Source organism: Streptomyces sp. NPDC033216, assembly GCF_055577115.1.
Genome location: NZ_JBVIQK010000005.1, coordinates 347,282 through 368,271 on the forward strand (window position 1 = coordinate 347,282; position 20,990 = coordinate 368,271).

Consider the following 20,990-nt stretch of genomic DNA (forward strand, 5'->3'; position numbering starts at 1 on the left):
GTGCACGCCGCGCATCCGCCCGCCCCCGACAGCCCCCGGGCAGCCTCCCGCCGGGGACCCGCACCCCCCGCCCCCGCACCCCCGTACCCTTGTCCCGTGACCAGCCCCACCCCCGAAGCCCTCCTGGGCCCCGCCGACATCCGCGAACTCGCGGCAGCCCTCGGCGTGCGGCCCACCAAGCAGCGCGGCCAGAACTTCGTGATCGACGCGAACACGGTCCGCCGTATCGTCCGCACCGCGCAGGTGCACCCCGACGACGTGGTCGTCGAGGTGGGACCGGGCCTCGGCTCCCTCACCCTCGCGCTGCTGGAGGTCGCCGACCGCGTCACGGCCGTGGAGATCGACGACGTCCTGGCGAGCGCCCTGCCCGCGACGATCGCCGCCCGTATGCCGCAGCGCGCCGACCGCTTCGCGCTGGTGCACTCCGACGCCATGCACGTGACCGAGCTGCCGGGCCCCGCCCCCACCGCCCTGGTGGCGAACCTGCCGTACAACGTCGCCGTGCCCGTGCTGCTGCACATGCTCGGCACCTTCCCGAGCATCGAGCGCACCCTCGTGATGGTGCAGTCCGAGGTCGCCGACCGCCTCGCCGCCGCCCCCGGCTCGAAGGTGTACGGCGTGCCGTCCGTGAAGGCCAACTGGTACGCCGAGGTCAAGCGCGCCGGCGCGATCGGCCGCAACGTCTTCTGGCCCGCGCCGAACGTCGACAGCGGCCTCGTCTCCCTCGTCCGCAGGGCCGAGCCGGTCAGGACGACCGCCTCCAGGCGCGAGGTCTTCGCCGTCGTCGACGCGGCCTTCGCCCAGCGGCGCAAGACGCTGCGGGCGGCGCTCGCCGGATGGGCGGGTTCCCCGGCGGCGGCCGAGGCCGCGCTGGTGGCCGCGGGCGTCTCTCCGCAGGCCCGCGGAGAGGCCCTGACCGTCGAGGAGTTCGCGCGCATCGCCGAGCACAGGCAGCACGGCCCCGAGCGGCAGGACTCCGAGCAGCAGGAGAAGGACTCCCAGTGAGCGTCACCGTCCGCGTGCCCGCCAAGGTCAACGTGCAGCTCGCCGTCGGCGCCGCCCGCCCCGACGGCTTCCACGACCTGGCGAACGTCTTCCTGGCGGTCGGCCTGTACGACGAGGTCACGGTCACCCCGGCCGACGAGCTGCGCGTGACCTGCGCGGGCCCGGACGCCGCCCAGGTCCCCCTGGACCGCACCAACCTGGCCGCGCGCGCGGCGATCGCACTCGCCGAGCGCTACGGCCGTCGCCCGGACGTGCATCTGCACATCGCCAAGGACATTCCCGTCGCGGGCGGCATGGCGGGCGGCAGCGCGGACGGCGCGGGCGCCCTCCTGGCCTGCGACGCGCTCTGGGACACCGGTGCCTCCCGCGCCGAACTCCTGGACATCTGCTCCGACTTGGGCAGCGACGTGCCGTTCAGCCTGGTCGGCGGCGCCGCCCTCGGCACCGGGCGGGGCGAGCGGCTGACCGCACTGGAGGTCGGCGGGACCTTCCACTGGGTGTTCGCGATGGCCGGGCGCGGCCTGTCGACCCCGGCCGTGTTCCGGGAGTTCGACCGCCTCGCCGAGGGCCGCGACATCCCCGAGCCCGTCGCCTCGCGCGAACTCCTCGAGGCCCTCGGCAAGGGAGACCCCGAGGCGCTCGCGGCCGCCGTCTCCAACGACCTCCAGCCCGCCGCCCTCTCGCTCTTCCCGGAACTCGCCGGCACCCTCGCCGCGGGGGAGGCGGCCGGCGCGCTCACCAGCCTCGTCTCGGGCTCGGGCCCCACCACCGCGTTCCTGGCACCCGACACCGCCGCCGCGGAGAGGATCGCGGAGGCGCTGCGGGCGTCCGGCACGTGCGGGAGCGTGCGGACGGCGTCCGGGCCGGCTCCGGGAGCCACGGTCGTCACCGCGTCCTGAGCGTCACCGCGTTCCATGCGTCACCCTGTCCTGAGCGTCACCGTGTCCGAGCGTCTTCGCGCGATCTCACCACCGGGAGTCGCGCGGGCCCGCGACGGAGTCCGCGCCGCGGGCCGCTGACCTGCGGGGGACCGGCGACCGACCGGCGCGCATTAGGCTGGGTGGCTGACCGATCCCCCTGGCAGGAGAAAAATGGCCGTCAACCTGGTCAATGTCGAGAACGTCAGCAAGGTGTACGGAACCCGTGCGTTGCTCGACGGCGTCTCGCTCGGCGTGTCCGAAGGGGACAGGATCGGTGTCGTCGGTCGCAACGGCGACGGCAAGACCACCCTGATCCGCATGCTCGCCAAGCTGGAGGAGGCGGACACCGGCCGGGTGACGCACTCCGGCGGACTGCGCATGGGCGTGCTCACGCAGCACGACTCCCTGGACCCCGCCGCCACCGTCCGCCACGAGGTCATCCGCGACCTCGCCGACCACGAGTGGGCCGGCAACGCCAAGATCCGCGACGTCCTGACGGGACTGTTCGGCGGGCTCGACCTGCCCGGCTTCCCGCAGGGTCTGGACACCGTCATCGGACCGCTCTCCGGCGGCGAGCGGCGCCGTATCGCGCTCGCCAAGCTGCTGATCGACGAGCAGGACCTGATCGTCCTCGACGAGCCGACCAACCACCTCGACGTCGAGGGCATCGCCTGGCTCGCCCGGCACCTGCGCGAGCGCCGCTCCGCGCTCGTCTGCGTCACCCACGACCGCTGGTTCCTCGACCAGGTCTGCACCCGCATGTGGGACGTGCAGCGCGGCGCCGTCCACGAGTACGAGGGCGGCTACTCCGACTACGTCTTCGCGCGCGCGGAGCGGGAGCGGATCGCCGCGACCGAGGAGGCCAAGCGACAGAACCTGGTCCGCAAGGAGCTGGCGTGGCTGCGGCGCGGGGCGCCCGCGCGGACGTCCAAGCCGCGTTTCCGGGTCGAGGCCGCCAACGAGCTGATCGCGGACGTGCCGCCGCCGCGGGACAACAGTGAGCTGATGAAGTTCGCGTCGTCGCGGCTCGGCAGGACCGTCTTCGACCTGGAGGACGTCACCGTCCAGGCGGGGCCCAAGGTGCTGCTGAAGCACGTCACCTGGCAGCTCGGCCCCGGCGACCGCATCGGCCTGGTCGGCGTCAACGGCGCCGGCAAGACGTCCCTGCTGCGTGCCATGGCCGAGGCGGCCCGCACCGAGGGCGAGGCCCAGCCGGCCGGCGGGAAGGTCGTCGTCGGCCGCACCGTCAAGCTGGCCTACCTCTCCCAGGAGGTCGCCGAACTCGACCCGGCCCTGCGGGTCCTGGAGGCCGTCCAGCAGGTGCGCGAGCGCGTCGACCTCGGCAAGGGCCGCGAGATGACCGCCGGGCAGCTGTGCGAGACGTTCGGCTTCGGCAAGGAGAAGCAGTGGACGCCGGTCGGCGACCTGTCCGGCGGTGAGCGCCGCCGCCTCCAGATTTTGCGGCTGCTGATGGACGAGCCCAATGTCCTCTTCCTCGACGAGCCCACCAACGACCTCGACATCGAGACCCTGTCCCAGCTGGAGGACCTCCTCGACGGCTGGCCGGGCTCGATGATCGTCATCTCCCACGACCGTTTCTTCGTCGAGCGGACCACCGACCGCGTCTTCGCCCTCCTCGGCGACTCCGCGCTGCGCATGCTGCCGCGCGGCATCGACGAGTACCTGGAGCGCCGCCTGCGCATGGAGGAGGCAGCGGCCGCCGCGGTGCCCGCCGCGCAGAAGGCGGCCCCGGCGGTGAGCGCCGCCGACCAGCGTGCCGCGAAGAAGGAACTCCAGAAGATCGAGCGCCAGTTGGACCGTGTCTCCGAGAAGGAGGCCAAGCTGCACGCCCGGATCGCCGACAACGCCACCGATTTCGCGAAGGTCGCCGAACTCGACGCCGAACTGCGCGGGTTGGCCGGGGAGCGCGAGGAACTCGAGATGCGTTGGCTGGAGCTGGCGGAGGACGCGTGAACCGAGGGGCCTGACCGAAACACGCGGTACGGGGGCCGGGGACTTCGCACGCGCGGCACACGCACCGTGGGCACGTTCCCGCGCCCGGTCACGGCGCGTGCGCCGCGTGAAGGGGGAGTGAAGGCGCGTAACAGCGGCATCACGGCCCGGTCAGCCCTTGGGAACAGGGGCGGACGCGGGCCCCTTCGCTGTCGGTGCCTGGTGATAGAAAGAGCCGTCTGAGAACTTTCTGAGCACGAGTCCGGGTCCGTCACGAGCCTCAGGGCGTGGCTAAAAATCAGTGAGCGAGGGGGACACGCTGATGACTCAGCCGCCCAACCAACAGCCGCCGCAGGGTGGTTTCGGAGCACCGCAGGATCAGCCGCCGCAGGGGGGTGGTTTCGGGGCGCCGCAGATGCCGGCCCAGCCGCCGCAGGCTCCGCAGCCCGGTTACGGCTACCCGCAGCAGCAGCAGCCGCCGCAGCCGGGGCCGTACGCCCAGCCGAGCGGCCCCTACGGCGCACCGGGCGCACCGGGACCGTACGGGCAGCCGCCGCAGCCGGGACCGTACGGCCAGCCGGTCGGTCCCTACGGGCAGCAGCCCGGTTACGGCTACCCGCCGCCCCAGTTCCCCGGTGCCCCCGGCACCCCGCAGCCCGGTTCCCGCAACCCCTTCAAGGGGAAGCCCGCGCTGGCCGTCGGGGCCGCGGTGGCGGCGCTCCTGGTGATCGGCGGGACGGTGTTCGCGGTCGCCGGCGATGACGACGGCGGCGGCGAGAAGAAGCCGATCGCCGGACCGAGCGACGACGGCAAGCCGTCGGCGAGCGACAGCCCCGTCAACCCCGGTGACGGCAGCGGCGACGGTGGCGAGGACCCCGAGGACTTCAACGCCGACCGCAAGACCGGCGAGGCCAAGGTGCTCTGGTACAAGGAGGCGCCCGACGCCCCCGCCTCCGGCGCCGAGGCCCCCGGCATGTGGGTCACCTCCAAGACCGCGGTGAAGGCCGCGTACAAGGAGGTCGTCGGATACGACGTCGGTGACGGCAAGCCCGCCTGGGACACCATCGCCCTGCCGCAGAAGGTCTGCGCGGTCACCCCGCAGAAGACGGCGACCGACAAGGTCGTCGTGGCGTACATGAACGGCACCAGCGACCGCGCCAAGTGCAACCAGCTCCAGCAGATCGACCTCAACACCGGCGCCAAGGGCTGGACGGGAACGGTCCCCGACGGCGCGCTGTTCGACAGCGCCATCACCATCGAACTGTCCGTCACGGGCAACACCCTGATGGTGGGCCGCTCGCAGTCGGGCACGGCGTACGACGTGAACAGCGGCAAGAAGCTGTGGGAGAAGAAGAAGTACGGCGAGGCCTGCTTCCCGACCGCGTTCGCGGGCGGTGCGAGGCTCATCTCCGTGGCCTCCTGCGACGCGACGGACGCCAACGAGCACGACGAGGTGCAGGAGCTGGACCCGGCGACCGGCAAGGTCAAGTGGACCCAGAAGTTCGACAAGGGCTGGACGGTAGCGCGCGCGTACTCCGTGGACCCGCTCGTCATCTACAGCACCAACAAGGACAAGAACGCCTGGAACATCTCGACGCTGAAGCCGAACGGCACGTTCCGTTCGCAGGTCGGCGTCGACGAGGACTTCGCCCCCGAGTGCGGCTGGGCGATCCTCCAGCGCAACCTCACCGGCTGCGAGGGCACCGCCGCCGACGCCAACACCCTCTACCTGCCGACCGAGGCGACCACCGGTGCCAACGAGATCGTCGCGATCGACCTCGCCACCGGCAAGGAGAAGTGGCGCGTGAAGTCCCCGGCGGACGAGTCGATGCTGCCGGTGACGGTGGAGGGCGGCAACCTCGTCGCCTACGTCGAGCCGTCGTACGACGCGGCCGGCCGGGTCGTGGCGATCCCGACCGCCGGTGCCACGCACACGCCGTCGACGCTGCTCCAGATGCCGGAGAGCACGATCGACCTCGAGGACAGCTTCTTCTCCCGCGACCTCGCCTGGGCGGACGGCCGCTTCTACATCTCCACCACCCGGCTGGCGGGCAACGACGACACGAAGGAGAAGCTGATGCTCGCCTACGGCAAGTGAGGCGAGTGACCCCGGCCGGGGCGCGCGGCGCCACCGCCGCCGCCCGGCCCTCCCGTGTCTCGCCGGTCCCGCCCTCCCGGTCCCGTTCTCCCCAGCGTTCTCCCGAGGTACCCACACCATGAGCCAACCGCCGCCTCCGCCGCCGAACCAGCCGCCCCGGGGCACCCCCGAGGACCAGCCCCCGCAGCGGGACACCTCCGGCGCACCGCAGGACACGCCGCCGCAGGACACGGCACCGCAGGACACCCCACCGCAGGACACGGCACCGCAGGACACCCCACCGCAGGACACGGCACCGCAGGACACCCCACCGCAGGACACGGCACCGCAGGACACCCCGCCCCGGGACACGCCGTCTCAGGGTGCCCCTCCGTCGCAGAGTGCCTCCGGCGCTCCCGAGGAGCCGAAGGACGCCCCGTCGCAGGCCGGTTCCGGCACGCCGGATCCCCAGACGCCGCCCCCCGCGGCGCCTCCGGCCCCGGCTCCCCATGTGCCGCCCCCCGCGGCGCCTCCGGCCTCGGCCGCGGGACCGCAGCTGAGCAAGACTCCGCAGGCCGGTTACGGCTACCCCGGCCAGCCCCCGCAGGCCCCCGCGGGTCCGCCGCAGCCCCCGCAGCAGGCGCCCGGTTACGGCTATCCGCAGGCGGCCCAGCCCGCCCAGCCGCCCCAGCCCCCGACCGGGCCGGGCTACGGCTACCCCGGTCACCCGGCCCAGCCCGGCCAGCCGAACCCGTACGCCCAGCAGGCCCCCCAGGGCCCCTACGCCCCGCAGACGCCGGCGCCGTACGCCCCGCAGCCGGGCTACGGCTACCCGGGGCAGCCCGGTCAGCCGATCACGCAGGGCTACCCGACTCCGCAGGGCTACCCGACTCCGCAGGGCTACCCGGCCTACCCCGGTCAGCCCACCGTGCCGATGCCGTCGCAGCCCACCGGCGGTGGCCGTAAGGGCAACGCCCAGGTCGCGATCATCGTCTCGGCCGTCGTGGCGATCGCACTGATCATCGGCGGTGGCGTCTGGTACGCGAACTCCGGTGGCGACGGCAAGAAGGACGACACCGCGAGCAGTGGCGGCACGACCGGCGGGGGCGGCGACGAGAAGGGCGGCACCGGCGGCACGACGTCGTCCGGCGGCACGGAGAAGGTGCCCGGCGACCCGGCCTCCAAGGTCCTCTTCCAGATCCCGTCGCCCGCGGTCGCCAAGGACGACAGTGTCGGCGTGAGCGGCTCCTGGCTGACCGAGAAGGCGTACGTGAAGTCGGGCGTCGCCGAGATCGTCGGCTACGACCCGGACAAGGGCACCAAGCTCTGGACGATCAAGCTGCCCGGCCCCGTGTGCACGGCCAGCCAAAAGACGACGGAGGACGGCAGGACCGCGGTGGTCTTCCAGCCGAAGATGCCCGCCAAGGACTCCTCGGCCGGTTGCAGCGAGGTCGCCGCGATCGACCTCAACGCGGGCAAGCAGCTGTGGCGCAAGACCGTCACGTCCGGCGACTACCCGATCACCTTCGACAACGTCACCGTCAGCGCGAACACCGTCGCGCTGGGCGCCACGGAGGGCGGTTCCGCCTTCGACATCACCACGGGCAAGCTGCTGTGGTCCCCGAAGCCGGCCGACACCTGCTACGACGCCGGCTACGGCGGCGGCGCGAAGCTGGTCGCGGTGCGCAAGTGCGGTTCCTACGACGCGCGCGAGCTGCACATCCAGACCATCGACCCGGCCTCCGGAAAGGTGCTCTCCGAGTACAAGATGGCGACCGGCATCGAGTACGCGAGCGTCGTGTCGACGGACCCGCTGGTCGTGGCCGCCGACGTCGGCGACAGCGCCCAGGACGGCAGCGGCATCTCGGACTTCTTCTCCATCGACAACAAGACCGGCAAGCTGCTGACCAGGATCTCCGCGCCGGGCGAGCAGTTCGCGGCCCGCTGCGACGGCATCACGGAGCTGGAGAAGTGCAGCGGCATCGCCGTCGGCCCGAACCGGCTGTACCTCCCGACGGAGCAGCACGACGGCACCGGTGAGTACAGCAGGACCAACGAGATCGTCGCCTTCGACCTGACCACCGGCAAGCAGACCGGCCAGCGGGCCGACGCCGGTGACGGCTACACGCTGGTCCCGCTGCGCACGGACGGCGCCAACGTCATCGCGTACAAGCGCCCGCCCTACGACGAGGGCGGACAGGTCGTCAGCATCGACGGCGGTACGTTCAAGCAGACCAAGCTGCTCCAGAACCCGTCGACGGAGTCGGTGCGGGACGCGGAGACCAGCATGCTTCCCGAGTACTCGGAGATCATCTACGCGCAGGGCCACCTGTACATGTCCGCCGTGTACGCGGACGACTCCAGCTCCAGCTCCGGTGACAAGGAGTACCTGGCGCTGGCGTTCGGCACCGGCGGCTGATCGTCGCGCCGCCGCCCGACGGCCCCGTCCCTGTTCAGGGGCGGGGCCGTTCACGTACCGCTCACCACCCTGGCACGCGAGGGATTTCGGCGATCCGGGGCACTTATCGCCGGTAGGGGGAGCGCAACGTCGAACAAGCGTGTAGCTTCCGGGGGCATGAAGGACGGGGTGCCGGGGGGCACCCTTTGTCTGTCCGCGCGTGTGCCGGTATCTGGCTTTGCCTGCTTGTCGGTGTGGGCATCCATGGGGGGACTGGGGGGTTGCTCGATGGGAGTGCGGCTGATGGTGGTCGACGACCACCGACTGCTCGCCGAGGCGTTGGCCTCGGCGCTGAAACTGCGCGGGCACCGGGTGCTCGCCGCGGCGGCGCCCGCCGCGGGCGCGGCGGAACTCGTGATCACCCGGGCACCCGAGGTGTGCCTGCTGGGCACCGCGACCCCGGCCGAACCGAACATGTTCGACCCGGTCGTCCGCATCAAGCGGGAGCGGCCCCAGGTGGCCGTTCTGGTCCTCGGCCCGGTACCGAGCCCCCGCGGCATCGCGGCGGCCTTCGCCGCGGGCGCCTCCGGGTACGTACGCCATGACGAGCGCATCGAGGGGGTGGAGCGCGCGATCATGAAGGCGAGGTCAGGGGAGGCGGCGGTGGCCCCCCAACTCCTGCAAGGAGCGTTCAGCGAACTGCTCAACCCCACCGCCCAACCCGACGACGAGGGCCAGCGCCTCCTCCAGCTCCTGACCCCCCGGGAGGTGGAGGTCCTGGTCCGCGTGGCCGACGGCGAGGACACCCGCCTGATCGCCGCCGGCATGGGCATCGCCCCCTCCACGGCCCGCACCCACGTCCAGCGGGTCCTGATGAAACTGGGAGTGGGGTCGAGGCTGGAGGCGGCGGCGCTGGCGGCGAGGACGGGGTTGCTGGACCGGGCGGGACCCCTGTCCTACGGATCGCGGGCGATGGAGGCGGGGCACGAGTCCTGACGTCCTGTCACCGTCTGGCGAGGGGAGCCGGTTCGTGGAGGCGGGTGAGTAGGGGTTCCGGTAGCCACTGACCGACGTACTCCTCACGGCTGCGCGACAACGTCCGCAGCCGGTTGAGGGCCTGCCGCGTGACGATCCGGACGAGATACGCCCGCGCCTCCCGTACCTGCGCGCGGTCGACGCCGGCCCATCGCAGCCAGGACTCCTGGAGTACGTCCTCGGCGTCGGCGGCCGCCCCGAGCATCTCGTGGGCGACCGTGAACAGCAGGCCGCGATGGCTGACGAAGGGTCCTCGGTCTCGCCTTGGGCAGATCCAGGTTCTGGTTCTGCGCCTGGAAGTAGCCGACGTCGAGGCACCAGCCGCACCCGACCTGTGCCGCGACGGCCATGTGCGCGAGCGACTTGAGAGGCGCGTCGGCAGCGTTCCACGCGCCCAGCCTGGCCGAGAACTCCAGGTTGGAGGTGGCCACGTCGGGGCTGTGCCACACGACCTCGACGGGCTCGGGCGCGGCCGAGCTGGTTGGCCGGGTTCTCGCTCGTCTCGTCGCCGAGCTGGGCCTTCGGAATGCGGAGCGTCACGGTGTCTTCCTCCGGGGTTGTGGTGTCTTCCTGTTCGGCACGAAGACACCGCCCGCCCCGCGAGCGTGACACCTAACGGACTTCGCCCGCGCGTATCCCCGCGAGGAGGTGAGCGAGGGTGGTGGGCGTGGTGGTGAGGGCGGTGGCGGGGCTCTCGCTCTCGCGGAGGTGGATCGCCTTGGAGGAGGACGCCAGCTCAAGGCAGTCGTTGCCCTCGCCGCCGCCGGAGAAGGACGACTTCTGCCACTTGAGGCGGGTGGACATGGCTGCTCCTCACAGTTCTCTGATGAGCCCGTTGATGAGGTCGCGGGACTGATCGGCGTTCAGCGACGCTCGCCTCACCCTACGGAACAGCTCCCGGAAGTGCGCCAGTTGGGCCTCGGAGTCGATGAAAGCGGTGCCGTGCGGAGCATCACGTACGACGGTGTCCAGCCGCGGTAGCGCTCCGCCTACGTGCACCATGGCGCTGCCGGCGCCCGCGAAGTCGTCCAGACAGAACGGTACGACGCGCACCGTGACGTGCTCCGCCTCGGACATCTCCAGGATGCGGGTCAGTTGTGCGCGGAAAGCCGCCCGGCCGGCCACCCTGATGCGCAGCGCCGCCTCGTGGATCACCGTCTCGTAGGGGATGGGGTCTGGGCCCTCGATGACGACTTTCCGTCTCATCCGGTGATTGACCCGGTGCTCCACCTCGCGCTCCGGGAATTGTGGGTTCATGTAGGAGAAGAGCGCGCGTGCGTAGGCCTCCGTCTGGAGGAGTCCTGGCACATGTATGACTGCCGTGTCGTAGCGGAACGTCGCATGGTGATCCAACTCGGAGAGGTCCAGATAGGCGGCCGGAAGGACGCTTCGGTACTCCTCCCACCAGCCGCGCGTCCGGTCCGTGGCCATCGCGACCAGGGCGTCGATCAACTCCGTGTCCGAGCAGGCGTAGTTGGCCGCAAGGCGGCGCACCCGATCTTCGCTGACGCCCGCGACGCCCGACTCGATCTGACTCATCTGGACCGAACTCACGCCCAGTAGGGCCGCAGCCTCGGTGGCTTTCAGCCCGGCAGCGTCTCGAAGCTTGCGCAGCTCGGCACCCAGGCGCGTCTGGCGTGCGGTGGGGTGCCGTCGCGTTGCCATCTGTGGCTCCTCAACTTGCGTGGCGTCATGACCCGTTCGGGCGTCAGATTACGCGAACGGCTTGCAGGTCATAATTTTCAGACCTACCGTCGGTGATGCGTTGAACACTCTGCGGAAGCGCACCGCATCGTCCTGCCATGACGGTCGCGGCAATGCCACCGCGTCCTCACCCACCCCACCGCCTGGAGCTGACGCATGCCTGAACGCACTTCCGACTCCTGGGAGTACTCCCTCTCCCTCCCCGACGACCTCAGAGCCGTCCCGATCTCGCGCCGCACCCTTCGTCTGATCCTGACCATGTACGGCCTGATCCACCTCGTGGACACCGCGGAGCTGATCGCCTCGGAACTGGTCTCCAACGCCGTACTGCACACCAAGGGACCAGCGGCCCTGCGCGTCAGCTGGTCGGACGGTGTTCTGCGGATCGGCGCGTGGGACGCGAACCCGGAACCCCCCGACCCGCCGCACGACGTGACGGAGCTGACGGGCGCCGAGAACGGACGCGGAACCGCCCTGGTCCGGGCCTGCGCCGACGTATGGGGCTGGCACCCGCTGTCCCGCTTCGGGCACCGGGGCAAATACGTCTGGTGTGACTTGCCGGCGGCATAGCTCGTTGATCACATCGCACAGAAAGGAGAGCAGCATCGGAGGCCGAACAGGACCCGGTCCTCGCGGTGCTTTCGGCGATGACACACGGCCGGGGGCCACATGTCGCGGGCATCCTGGAATCGCTGGTGGCCGCCCTGAGAACGCTCGACGCGGACACCGCCGCGGTCTTCGTGCAGTTCGTCGACTCCTGCCCGGCCGATCCCCGGGCACAGCAGATGTGGAGGGACCTGATGACGGCGATGCAGTACTTCTGGCGGCACCCGTTGGCGGAGCAGGTGCGCGAGGAGGGGCGTCTTGAGACACACGCCGAGATGACCCTGAACATCCTTGAATGGCGGGGTGTCACTGTCTCCGACGCGGTTCGGCACCGGGTGGAGACATGCACCGACGAGGACCTGCTCAGGCTCTGGGCGCGACGTGCCATGGACGTGAGTGACGCGGAGCGGTTGTTCGATGCCGACGGCTCCTGACGCCTCTGCCGACACGCATGCGGGTGAGCCACCTTCACCCGTGCCCAGTATGCGTACGGGGCCGAACCCCGGCCCCGTACGCGCACGGACCCCGCTCAGTCCCTCGGCTCCAGCGCCTCCGGCGGCAGCTGCGCCGGCGGGACCGCCGGGCGGAGCTTCAGCCAGACCAGGAAGAAGATGCCCAGGGCCAGCATGCCCAGGCCCGTCCACAGGTTGATGTTGATGCCCTGGGCCTTGGTGATCTCCGCGTCGCCGTCGGTCAGGCCCGCGATGGTGACGATGACGCCGTAGACGACGAAGAGGCCGCCGATGATGCGGCGCAGGTCGAAGATGCGGGCGGCGGTCGCCGACTTCTCCTCCAGCTCGGAGACCTCCCGCTGCACGTCGGCCTCGGAGTAGCCGGCCTTGCGCAGCCGCTCGGCCGCTTCCGCCCGCTCGGACGGTTCGAATTGCTCGGACATGGTCTTTCCATCCTCCCGCGGTCGGGCCTAGAACGAGAACGGGATGTAACAGGCGGCGGCGAGGATGACCGCGCCCCAGCCCAGCAGCGCGGGTCGCCGGTACCAGGCGTCGTCGCCTTCGGCGGCCGGTTCGGCCTTGCCGGGCGAGACGGTGCCGTAGACCAGGCCCTGGAGTTCCTCGGCCGGCTTGGGGGCGGTGAACAGGGACACCGCCACCATCACCACCGCGCCGGCGACGAAGCCCGCGATCGCGGAGACGAAGTTGGCGCCCTGGTCGGTGGGGATGCCGATGATGTCCTGCTTGTAGAGGACGAAGTAGTTGACCATCGCGGCCGTGGTGCCCGCGAGCAGGCCCCAGAAGCCGGACTTCATCGACGCCCGCTTCCAGAACATGCCGACGATGAAGACGACGAACATCGGCACGTTGAAGAAGGAGAACAGCGTCTGGAGGTAGCTCATGATGTTGGAGAACGACGAGGCGAGGAACGCCGTCCCGATCGACGCGATCACGCCGATCGCCGTGATCAGGCGGCCGAAGCGGACGTAGTAGGCGTCCTCGCGGCCCCTCACCACGTACTTCGCCCAGATGTCGCTGGTGAACACCGTGTTGAAGGACGACACGTTCGCCGCCATGCCCGCCATGAACGCGGCCAGCAGACCGGTCACCGCGATGCCCAGCACGCCGTTGGGCAGCAGCTGTTCCATCAGGTACGGGATCGCGTCGTTGTACTGGAGGTCGGAGTCCGCCGTGCCGATCTTCGGGACCAGGACCGCCGCCACCAGACCCGGGATCATCACCAGGAAGACGATGAAGATCTTCGGGAACGCGGCGATGAGCGGGGTGCGCTGGGCCGCCGAGAGGTTCTTCGCGGACAGGGCGCGCTGCACCTCGGCGAAGTTCGTCGTCCAGTAGCCGAAGGAGAGCACGAAGCCGAGGCCCAGGACGATGGTCAGCCAGTTCGCGCCCAGCGGGTTGTCACTGCCGATGCCGGTGCCGCCCCAGGCGCTGACGAAGTTGTCGCCCTTGGCCGCCGTCAGCGAGTCCGTCAGACCGCCCCAGCCGCCGACCTTCTTCAGGCCCAGCACCGTCAGCGGGATCAGGGCCGCCAGGATCACGAAGAACTGGAGCACCTCGTTGTAGATCGCCGACGACAGACCGCCCAGCGTGATGTACGCCAGGACGAAGAAGCCCGCGACCACGATCGCCAGCCACTGCGGCCAGCCCAGCAGCGCCTCGACGACGATCGCGAGGGCGTACAGGTTCACGCCCGAGATCAGGATGGCGGCGAAGGCGAACAGGGCCGAGCTGAGCAGGTGCGCGCCCTTGTCGAAGCGCAGCAGCAGGAACTCGGGGACCGAGCGGACCTTGGAGCCGTAGTAGAAGGGCATCATCACCAGGCCGAGGAAGACCATGGCCGGGATGGCGCCGATCCAGTACCAGTGGACGGTGTACGCGCCGTACTGCGCGCTGTTGGCGGCCATGCCGAGGATCTCCGTGGCCGCCAGGTTCGCCGAGACGAAGGCGAGGCCGGTGATCCAGGCGGGCAGGGAGCGACCCGAGAGGAAGAAGTCGAGGCTGGTTTTCACCGAGCGGCGCGCGGCGAAGCCGATGCCGAGGACGACCACGAAGTAGATCGCCATGATCGTGTAGTCGAGCCAGTTGGTCGGAAGGCGTAGCTCGGCCGCGAGATACGTGGGGGTTCGCATGCACTGCTCACTTTGCTTGGTGGTCTTTGTTTGGTTGTGGTGGTGACTCTCGTGGGAGATTGTGGTTTGATGTGTTTAGTTCTGTTGGAACCTTGCTCCGCTTGATGGAAGCGGGCCTCGCTCGACGTGAAGCCTGATCCGCTTCGCTCGGTGTACGGATGGAGAGCCGCGGTGAAGAAGACCTCGACCCGCCTGGCCGACGGTCGTGAGCTCATCTACTACGACCTGCGGGACGACACGGTGCGCGACGCGGTGGACCGGCGTCCGCTGGAGCCCACGGTCACCACCTCGGAGGTACGTCAGGACCCGCTCCTCGGGGATGCGGTCGCGATCGCCTCGCACCGGCAGGGGCGCACCTATCATCCGCCGGCCGACGAGTGCCCCCTGTGCCCCTCGCAGGGCGACCGGCTGAGCGAGATCCCGGACTCGTCGTACGACGCCGTCGTCTTCGAGAACCGTTTCCCCTCGCTGGCCGGCGACTCCGGGCGCTGCGAGGTGGTCTGCTTCACCTCCGACCACAACGCCTCCTTCGCCGACCTCACCGAGGAGCAGGCGCGACTGGTCCTGGACGCGTGGACGGACCGGACGTCCGAGCTGTCGCATCTGCCCTCCGTGGAACAGGTGTTCTGCTTCGAGAACCGCGGTGCCGAGATCGGTGTGACGCTGGGTCACCCGCACGGGCAGATCTACGCCTACCCCTTCACCACGCCTCGCACCGCCCTGATGCTGCGCCAGGTGGCCGCCCACAAGGAGGCCACCGGCGGGGAGAACCTCTTCGACGCCGTCCTGGAGCGTGAACTCGCCGGCGAGCGGGTCGTCCTGGAGGGTGAACACTGGGTCGCCTTCGTGCCGTACGCCGCGCACTGGCCGTACGAGGTGCACCTCTATCCCAGGCGCCGGGTGCCCGACCTGCTCGGCCTCGACGAGGACGCGCGCACAGAGTTCCCCCAGGTCTACCTGGAACTCTTGAGGCGCTTCGACCGGATCTTCGGGGAGAACCAGCCCCTCACGCCGTACATCTCGGGCTGGCACCAGGCGCCGTTCGGCGCGCTGGAGGAGTTCGAGGGCGTCAACCGCGACGACTTCGCGCTGCACCTCGAGCTTTTCACCATCCGCCGTACGTCCGGCAAGCTGAAGTTCCTCGCGGGTTCCGAATCCGGCATGAACGTGTTCATCAACGACGTGCCGCCGGAGCACGCGGCGATGCGACTGCGAGAGGTAGCGAGTTGATGAGCGGCAAGTACTTGGTCACGGGCGGCGCGGGATACGTCGGCAGCGTGGTCGCCCAGCACCTGCTGGAGGCGGGACACGAGGTCGTCGTCCTCGACAACCTGTCCACCGGCTTCCGCGAGGGCGTCCCCGCGGGCGCCACGTTCGTCGAGGGCGACATCCGCGAGGCCGGGAAGTGGCTCGACGCCTCCTTCGACGCCGTCCTCCACTTCGCCGCGTTCTCCCAGGTCGGCGAGTCCGTCGTGAAGCCCGAGAAGTACTGGGAGAACAACGTCGGCGGCACCATGGCCCTGCTCGGCGCCATGCGCGAGGCGGGCGTGCGCAAGCTCGTCTTCTCCTCCACCGCCGCCACCTACGGCGAGCCGGTCAGCACCCCCATCACCGAGACCGACCCGACCGCGCCCACCTCCCCGTACGGCGCGTCCAAGCTCGCCGTCGACCACATGATCACCGGCGAGGCCACCGCCCACGGGCTCGGCGCGGTGTCGCTGCGCTACTTCAACGTCGCCGGCGCCTACGGCGCGCAGGGCGAGCGGCACGACCCCGAGTCGCACCTCATCCCGCTCGTCCTCCAGGTCGCGCAGGGCCGCCGCGAGGCGATCTCCGTCTTCGGCGACGACTACCCGACCCCGGACGGCACCTGCATCCGCGACTACATCCACGTCGCCGACCTGGCCGAGGCCCACCTCCTCGCCGTCGAGGCCGCCGCCCCGGGCGAGCACCTCATCTGCAACCTGGGCAACGGCAACGGCTTCTCCGTCCGCGAGGTCATCGAGACCGTCCGCAAGGTCACCGGGCACCCGATCCCCGAGGTCATGGCCCCGCGCCGGGGCGGTGACCCCGCGGTCCTGGTCGCCTCGGCGGCCACCGCCCGCGAGCGGCTCGGCTGGAACCCCTCCCGCGCGGACCTCGCGGGTATCGTCGCCGACGCGTGGGAGTTCACGCAGAAGATCGCAAAGGAGCGGTAAGTGGGGGTAGAACAGCAGGTCAGGGCCGACTTCGTCGAGCTGTACGGGGCCGAGCCCGAGGGTGTCTGGGCGGCGCCCGGCCGCGTCAACCTCATCGGTGAGCACACCGACTACAACGACGGCTTCGTGATGCCCTTCGCACTGCCGCACACCGCGACCGCCGCGGTATCCCGCCGCACCGACGGCGTCCTGCGCCTGCACTCGGCGGACATCGACAACGGCGTCGCCGAGCTGCGGCTGGACGACCTCGCCCCCGAGTCGGACCGCGCCTGGACGGCGTACCCGGCCGGCGTCGTGTGGGCCCTCCGGGAGGCCGGGCACCGGGTCACCGGCGCCGACATCCACCTCACCTCGACGGTCCCGTCCGGCGCGGGCCTGTCGTCGTCGGCGGCCCTGGAGGTCGTCGTCGCCCTGGCCCTCAACGACCTGTTCGAGCTGGGCCTGCCGCGCTGGCAACTCGCCCGCCTGTGCCAGCGCGCCGAGAACGTCTACGTCGGCGCCCCCACCGGGATCATGGACCAGACCGCGTCCGCGTGCTGCGAGGCCGGCCACGCCCTGTTCCTCGACACCCGCGACCTCTCGCAGAAGCAGATCCCCTTCGACCTCGCCGCCGAGGGCATGCGCCTGCTCGTCGTCGACACCCAGGTCAAGCACGCCCACAGCGGCGGCGAGTACGGCAAGCGCCGCGCCGGCTGCGAGAAGGGCGCCGCCCTGCTGGGCGTCGACGCCCTGCGCGACATCCCCTACGCCGAGCTGGACGCGGCGCTGGACCGGCTCGGCGACGAGGAAGAGGTCCGCCGGCTCGTCCGGCACGTCGTGACCGAGGACCGGCGGGTGGAAACCGTGGTGTCCCTGCTGGAGTCCGGCGAGACCCGTGCGATCGGTCCGGTGCTGGTCGAGGGCCACGCCTCACTGCGCGACGACTTCCGCATCTCCTGCCCCGAGCTGGACCTGGTGGTCGACACCGCCCTCGCGAGTGGCGCCCTCGGCGCCCGTATGACCGGCGGCGGCTTCGGCGGTTCGGCGATCGTCCTCGCAGAGGCGGCCGACGTCGACACCATCGCCAAGGCGGTCGAAGAGGCCTTCGCGGCAGCGGGCTTCATGGCCCCGCGGGTCTTCGAGGCGGTACCCGCCGCGGGGGCACAGCGCCTCGGCTGAACCGTCGGGAAGCGGCGTCGGCCCCGTACTCCGTGCAGGGCCGACGCCTCATGGGCAGCGGGCCCACGGGCGGGACGACGCGGGGCCGCGCCGGGGCGGGAACCGCGCCCGTACGCGCCGGGGACACGCGGCTCGGGCGGGGGCCGCGCCCGGCGGGCGCCCGCGGCGGCGCGTGACCGGCGCGGATCTCAGCCCAGTCGCTTCGTCAGCGTGGCCCGCGCGCCTTGGCCCCGTCGCCTCGTCAGCGGGGTCGGCGCAGACCTCAGCCCAGCCGCTTCGTCAGCGTGTACTCCGTGATGCCCGGCGGGTAGTCCTCGATCACGCACACCACCTCGTAGCCCCGTCCGCGGTAGAAGCGCGGGGCCTGGAAGTCCCAGGTCTCCACGCGGGAGCGCCGACAGCCGCGTTCGTCGTGGGCCAGGCGTTCCGCCTCCGTGAGCAGGCGGGTGCCGAGGCCGGTGCCGCGGTGGCGTTCGTCGACCCAGAGGTAGGTGACGTGCAGCCAGGTCGTCCAGGTGTGGCCGACCAGGCCGCCGGCCAGCTCGCCGGTGTCGTCCGACGCCCATACGTGCAGCGGCGCCTCGCGTTCGGCGGGGGTGCCGCGCAGCGCGCGCAGGACGGGAGAGGCCGCCGTGTTGGTGTCGCGCAGCCGGGAGCGGAGCAGATCACGGCGGGATCGGTCGACTTCTACCTCGAGACGAAACATGCGGCACACCATAAACGCGCGGGACGGCCAGTTCTGCGATTCGCCTTCCGCTCCCCGCGCGCAGCCCTACTCTGTTCGACAGTACCGGTGGGGGCCGGTGCTGATCAGGGGGCGAGACAGTCGGGTACGGCGCCCGCGGTGGGGGTAGCACTCTCTGCACGGCGGCGGCCGTGCGGTCGGACACCTCCTCCGGGCGTCGTGCCCGCTCCGGTCGTCGTGCTCCGGGCCTGGGGTGTCCCCTGCTCCGTGCAGGAGCCTGGGGAAGGGGGTTTCGTGGTTCGTATCCGTGTTCTGGTCGTCGACGACCACCGTATCTTCGCCGAGTCGCTCGCCGCCGCCCTGGCGGCCGAGCCCGATGTCGACGTCTCCGCGGCCGGCAGCGGCCCGGCCGCCCTGCGCAGCCTGGAGCGTGCCGCCGCCGAGGGGCGCCGGTACGACGTCCTGCTCGTCGACGCCGATCTGGGCGGGCCCCTGCCCGGGGTGCGGCCGGCCGGCCCCGTGCGGGAGGTGGGGGAGGACGGGCTCGTGGACGGGCTCTCCCTGGTCGCCGCCGTCCGCGGCAATCAGCCGTACGTCAGGATCGTCGTCCTCGCCGAGAAGGACGACCCGCGCCGCGCGGCCCTCGCCCTCCAGGCCGGGGCGTCCGGCTGGGTGGCGAAGGACTGCTCCCTGTCGCGGCTGCTCACCGTCGTCCGCGGGGTGCTGCGGGAGGAGACGCATCTGCCGCCCGCCCTGCTCACCGGCGTGCTCAAGGAGCTGACCGCCGCGCGCAAGCACCGCACCGAGGGCGAGCGGCTCGTGGAGTCCCTCACGCCGAGGGAGCGCGAGGTGCTGCGCTGCATGGTCGCCGGACTGGGGCGCAAGGCGGTCGCCGACCGGCTGTTCCTGTCCCCGCACACCGTCCGCACCCATATGCAGAACGTCCTCGGCAAACTGGGCGTGCACTCCACGCTCGCCGCCGTCGCGCTCGCCCGGCGGGCGGGGGTCGGACCGGTTGACCTAACCGGGGATGTTGTCGAACGGGGCGGTCAGCTGGCGTAGCAGCGCGGCCAGCTCGCCGCGCTGGGCGTGGGACAGCTCCGCGAGGATCGCCCGCTCCTGTTCGAGCAGACCGGCCAGGGCCTGGTCGGCGCGATCCTTGCCGCCGTCCGTGAGCCGTACCAGCACACCGCGCCGGTCGCTCGGATCGGGCAGCCGCTCCACCAGGCCCTTCTTCGCCAGCCGGTCGATACGGTTCGTCATCGTGCCCGACGTCACCAGGGTCTGCGTCAACAACTGCCCCGGCGACAGCTGGTAGGGCGGCCCGGCGCGCCTGAGCGCGGTCAGCACGTCGAACTCCCAGGGCTCCAGCTGGTGCTCGGAGAACGCCAGGCGGCGCGCGCGGTCCAGGTGCCGGGCCAGCCTGCTGACCCGGCTGAGTACTTCCAGCGGCTCCACGTCGAGGTCCGGGCGCTCCCGGCGCCACGCTGCGACCAGCCGATCGACCTCGTCCTCCATGACGATCAGTGTAGTGGTTGTGTCGATGTGAAGTCTCTTGATGTGAAGTCTCTTGACGTCAAGGTAAATCGGCTGGGACGGTGGACCCGCCGAGCGCGAACACGCACGACGAAGACATCACCACGAGCAGGACATCACCCCGAGCAGGACATCAGGACATCACCACGAGGAGGCCGCCCCATGCCCGCCCCCACCTGGGACCCCGCCCAGTACCTGCGTCACGCCGGCCACCGCGCCCGCCCGTTCGCCGACCTCCTCGCCCGCATCCCCGACCTGCCCCGCGACCCGCCCCGCATCGCCGACCTCGGCTGCGGCCCCGGCAACGCCACCACCGTCCTCACCGACCGCTGGCCCACCGCCCACGTCACCGGCTACGACAACTCCGCGCACATGCTCGCCGAGGCCCAGGCGTACGCCGGCCCGCACCTCGACTTCGCCCACGCCGACCTCACGACCTGGGCCCCCACCGAGACGTACGACCTGATCGTCTCCAACGCCGCCCTGCACTGGGTCCCCGGCCACCTCGACGCCTTCCCCACCTGGCTGGCCGGGATCGCGCCGGGCGGCACCCTCGCCTTCCAGGTCCCCCACAACATCGACGCGCCCCTGCACGCCCTCATGCGCCGACTCGGCGACACGCCCCGCTGGAGGAGCCGCCTCGCCGGGGTCCTCCGCCCCGAGGACTCCGTCCACGCCCCCGGCGTCTACCTCGACCACCTCGCCCGCCTCGGCTGCGGGACCGACGTCTGGACGACGACGTACCACCACGTCCTCACCGGCGAGGACCCCGTCCTGGACTGGGTCAGGGGCACCGGCCTGCGTCCGGTCCTCACCGCACTCGCCGACGACCCCGAGGCCCGCGACACCTTCGTCACCGAGTACCGCGACCTGCTCCGTGAGGCCTACCCGCCCCACGCCTACGGCACGGTCCTGCCGTTCCGCCGCCTGTTCACGGTGGCCAGGAAGCCGGCCTGACCCACGGCTTCCGGCCGAGGAGGGTGACCAGGACGCGGATCACTTCGGCACCGATGCGGTGGGCGAGGCGGTGACGGCCGACGCGGAAGCGCCGACCCGTCGCCCCCGGAACGTCACTGTCCGTGCACGTGGTTTGGGTCGGCCGAAGCGGGTCAC

General features: G+C 71.1%; 19 protein-coding genes and 1 pseudogene. 13 read left to right on the plus strand and 7 right to left on the minus strand.

Annotated elements, in window-relative coordinates; genetic code table 11:
• The first annotated feature begins 96 nt into the window (after positions 1 to 96).
• The 6 genes from rsmA (at position 97) to ACZ5Y0_RS13270 (ending at position 9,349) form a co-directional block, all read left to right on the plus strand.
• Positions 97 to 1,005 (plus strand): 16S rRNA (adenine(1518)-N(6)/adenine(1519)-N(6))-dimethyltransferase RsmA, encoded by a 909-nt coding sequence (gene rsmA / locus ACZ5Y0_RS13245; protein WP_469128747.1) that lies wholly within the window; start codon positions 97 to 99, stop codon positions 1,003 to 1,005.
• Positions 1,002 to 1,904 (plus strand): 4-(cytidine 5'-diphospho)-2-C-methyl-D-erythritol kinase, encoded by a 903-nt coding sequence (locus ACZ5Y0_RS13250; RefSeq protein WP_469128748.1) that lies wholly within the window; start codon positions 1,002 to 1,004, stop codon positions 1,902 to 1,904. Before rsmA ends, ACZ5Y0_RS13250 begins: the two co-directional genes overlap by 4 nt.
• A 192-nt stretch (positions 1,905 to 2,096) precedes the next feature.
• Entirely contained in the window at positions 2,097 to 3,899 is a 1,803-nt protein-coding gene (locus tag ACZ5Y0_RS13255; protein ID WP_469128749.1) for an ABC-F family ATP-binding cassette domain-containing protein, read from the plus strand.
• A 301-nt stretch (positions 3,900 to 4,200) separates the two neighbouring features.
• Complete coding sequence (locus tag ACZ5Y0_RS13260; RefSeq protein WP_469128750.1) at positions 4,201 to 5,976, plus strand: outer membrane protein assembly factor BamB family protein; 1,776 nt, start codon at positions 4,201 to 4,203, stop codon at positions 5,974 to 5,976.
• A 118-nt stretch (positions 5,977 to 6,094) separates the two neighbouring features.
• Positions 6,095 to 8,374 (plus strand): outer membrane protein assembly factor BamB family protein, encoded by a 2,280-nt coding sequence (locus tag ACZ5Y0_RS13265; protein ID WP_469128751.1) that lies wholly within the window; start codon positions 6,095 to 6,097, stop codon positions 8,372 to 8,374.
• Positions 8,375 to 8,641: 267 nt separating this feature from the next.
• Positions 8,642 to 9,349, plus strand: coding sequence for a helix-turn-helix transcriptional regulator (locus ACZ5Y0_RS13270; protein ID WP_469128752.1), 708 nt, complete (start codon positions 8,642 to 8,644; stop codon positions 9,347 to 9,349).
• 43 nt (positions 9,350 to 9,392) lie between these two features.
• Here ACZ5Y0_RS13270 and ACZ5Y0_RS13275 read toward each other — a convergent pair.
• The 3 genes and pseudogenes from ACZ5Y0_RS13275 to ACZ5Y0_RS13285 all read right to left on the minus strand — a co-directional run.
• A pseudogene (locus ACZ5Y0_RS13275) lies at positions 9,393 to 9,662 on the minus strand (sigma factor); the annotation flags it as partial.
• A gap of 338 nt (positions 9,663 to 10,000) precedes the next feature.
• A complete protein-coding gene (locus ACZ5Y0_RS13280) occupies positions 10,001 to 10,192 on the minus strand; it encodes a DUF397 domain-containing protein (protein ID WP_469128753.1) in 192 nt (63 codons plus the stop codon).
• A gap of 9 nt (positions 10,193 to 10,201) precedes the next feature.
• A complete protein-coding gene (locus tag ACZ5Y0_RS13285; RefSeq protein ID WP_469128754.1) occupies positions 10,202 to 11,053 on the minus strand; it encodes a helix-turn-helix domain-containing protein in 852 nt (283 codons plus the stop codon).
• A gap of 195 nt (positions 11,054 to 11,248) precedes the next feature.
• Here ACZ5Y0_RS13285 and ACZ5Y0_RS13290 point away from each other — a divergent pair, with 195 nt between their 5' ends.
• Both ACZ5Y0_RS13290 and ACZ5Y0_RS13295 read left to right on the plus strand, forming a co-directional pair.
• Positions 11,249 to 11,662, plus strand: a complete 414-nt coding sequence (locus ACZ5Y0_RS13290; protein WP_469128755.1) for an ATP-binding protein — start codon at positions 11,249 to 11,251, stop codon at positions 11,660 to 11,662.
• A 125-nt stretch (positions 11,663 to 11,787) separates the two neighbouring features.
• Complete coding sequence (locus ACZ5Y0_RS13295) at positions 11,788 to 12,132, plus strand: hypothetical protein (RefSeq protein WP_469128756.1); 345 nt, start codon at positions 11,788 to 11,790, stop codon at positions 12,130 to 12,132.
• Positions 12,133 to 12,227: 95 nt separating this feature from the next.
• Here ACZ5Y0_RS13295 and ACZ5Y0_RS13300 read toward each other — a convergent pair whose 3' ends face one another.
• Positions 12,228 to 12,593, minus strand: a complete 366-nt coding sequence (locus ACZ5Y0_RS13300; RefSeq protein ID WP_469128757.1) for a hypothetical protein — start codon at positions 12,591 to 12,593, stop codon at positions 12,228 to 12,230.
• 27 nt (positions 12,594 to 12,620) lie between these two features.
• Positions 12,621 to 14,300, minus strand: coding sequence for a sodium:solute symporter family protein (locus ACZ5Y0_RS13305; protein ID WP_469128758.1), 1,680 nt, complete (start codon positions 14,298 to 14,300; stop codon positions 12,621 to 12,623).
• 171 nt (positions 14,301 to 14,471) lie between these two features.
• Between ACZ5Y0_RS13305 and galT the strand changes: the two genes are divergently transcribed.
• Genes galT through galK form a run of 3 tightly spaced genes read left to right on the plus strand, consistent with a single transcriptional unit; the run spans position 14,472 to position 17,656 of the window.
• Positions 14,472 to 15,530: a galactose-1-phosphate uridylyltransferase gene (galT, locus tag ACZ5Y0_RS13310; protein WP_469128759.1), complete on the plus strand. Its 1,059-nt coding sequence runs from the start codon at positions 14,472 to 14,474 to the stop codon at positions 15,528 to 15,530.
• On the plus strand, positions 15,530 to 16,498 hold the full coding sequence (gene galE, locus ACZ5Y0_RS13315; protein ID WP_469128760.1) for a UDP-glucose 4-epimerase GalE: 969 nt from the start codon (positions 15,530 to 15,532) through the stop codon (positions 16,496 to 16,498). The genes galT and galE overlap by 1 nt, the downstream gene beginning before the upstream one ends.
• Positions 16,499 to 17,656: a galactokinase gene (galK, locus tag ACZ5Y0_RS13320; RefSeq protein ID WP_469128761.1), complete on the plus strand. Its 1,158-nt coding sequence runs from the start codon at positions 16,499 to 16,501 to the stop codon at positions 17,654 to 17,656.
• Positions 17,657 to 17,918: 262 nt separating this feature from the next.
• Here the strand turns inward: galK and ACZ5Y0_RS13325 are convergent, their stop codons facing one another.
• Entirely contained in the window at positions 17,919 to 18,374 is a 456-nt protein-coding gene (locus ACZ5Y0_RS13325) for a GNAT family N-acetyltransferase (RefSeq protein WP_469128762.1), read from the minus strand.
• Between the two features lie 261 nt (positions 18,375 to 18,635).
• On the opposite strand from ACZ5Y0_RS13325, the gene ACZ5Y0_RS13330 reads away from it, so the two are divergent.
• Positions 18,636 to 19,403: a LuxR C-terminal-related transcriptional regulator gene (locus tag ACZ5Y0_RS13330; RefSeq protein WP_469128763.1), complete on the plus strand. Its 768-nt coding sequence runs from the start codon at positions 18,636 to 18,638 to the stop codon at positions 19,401 to 19,403.
• Here the strand turns inward: ACZ5Y0_RS13330 and tamR are convergent.
• Positions 19,362 to 19,859: a MarR family transcriptional regulator TamR gene (tamR, locus tag ACZ5Y0_RS13335; RefSeq protein WP_469128764.1), complete on the minus strand. Its 498-nt coding sequence runs from the start codon at positions 19,857 to 19,859 to the stop codon at positions 19,362 to 19,364. The two genes, ACZ5Y0_RS13330 and tamR, sit on opposite strands and share 42 nt — an antisense overlap.
• 180 nt (positions 19,860 to 20,039) lie before the next feature.
• Here tamR and ACZ5Y0_RS13340 point away from each other — a divergent pair, with 180 nt between their 5' ends.
• The gene (locus ACZ5Y0_RS13340; RefSeq protein WP_469128765.1) at positions 20,040 to 20,834 is read left to right on the plus strand and encodes a trans-aconitate 2-methyltransferase; all 795 of its coding nucleotides are present in this window, start codon (positions 20,040 to 20,042) and stop codon (positions 20,832 to 20,834) included.
• Positions 20,835 to 20,990: the final 156 nt, after the last annotated feature.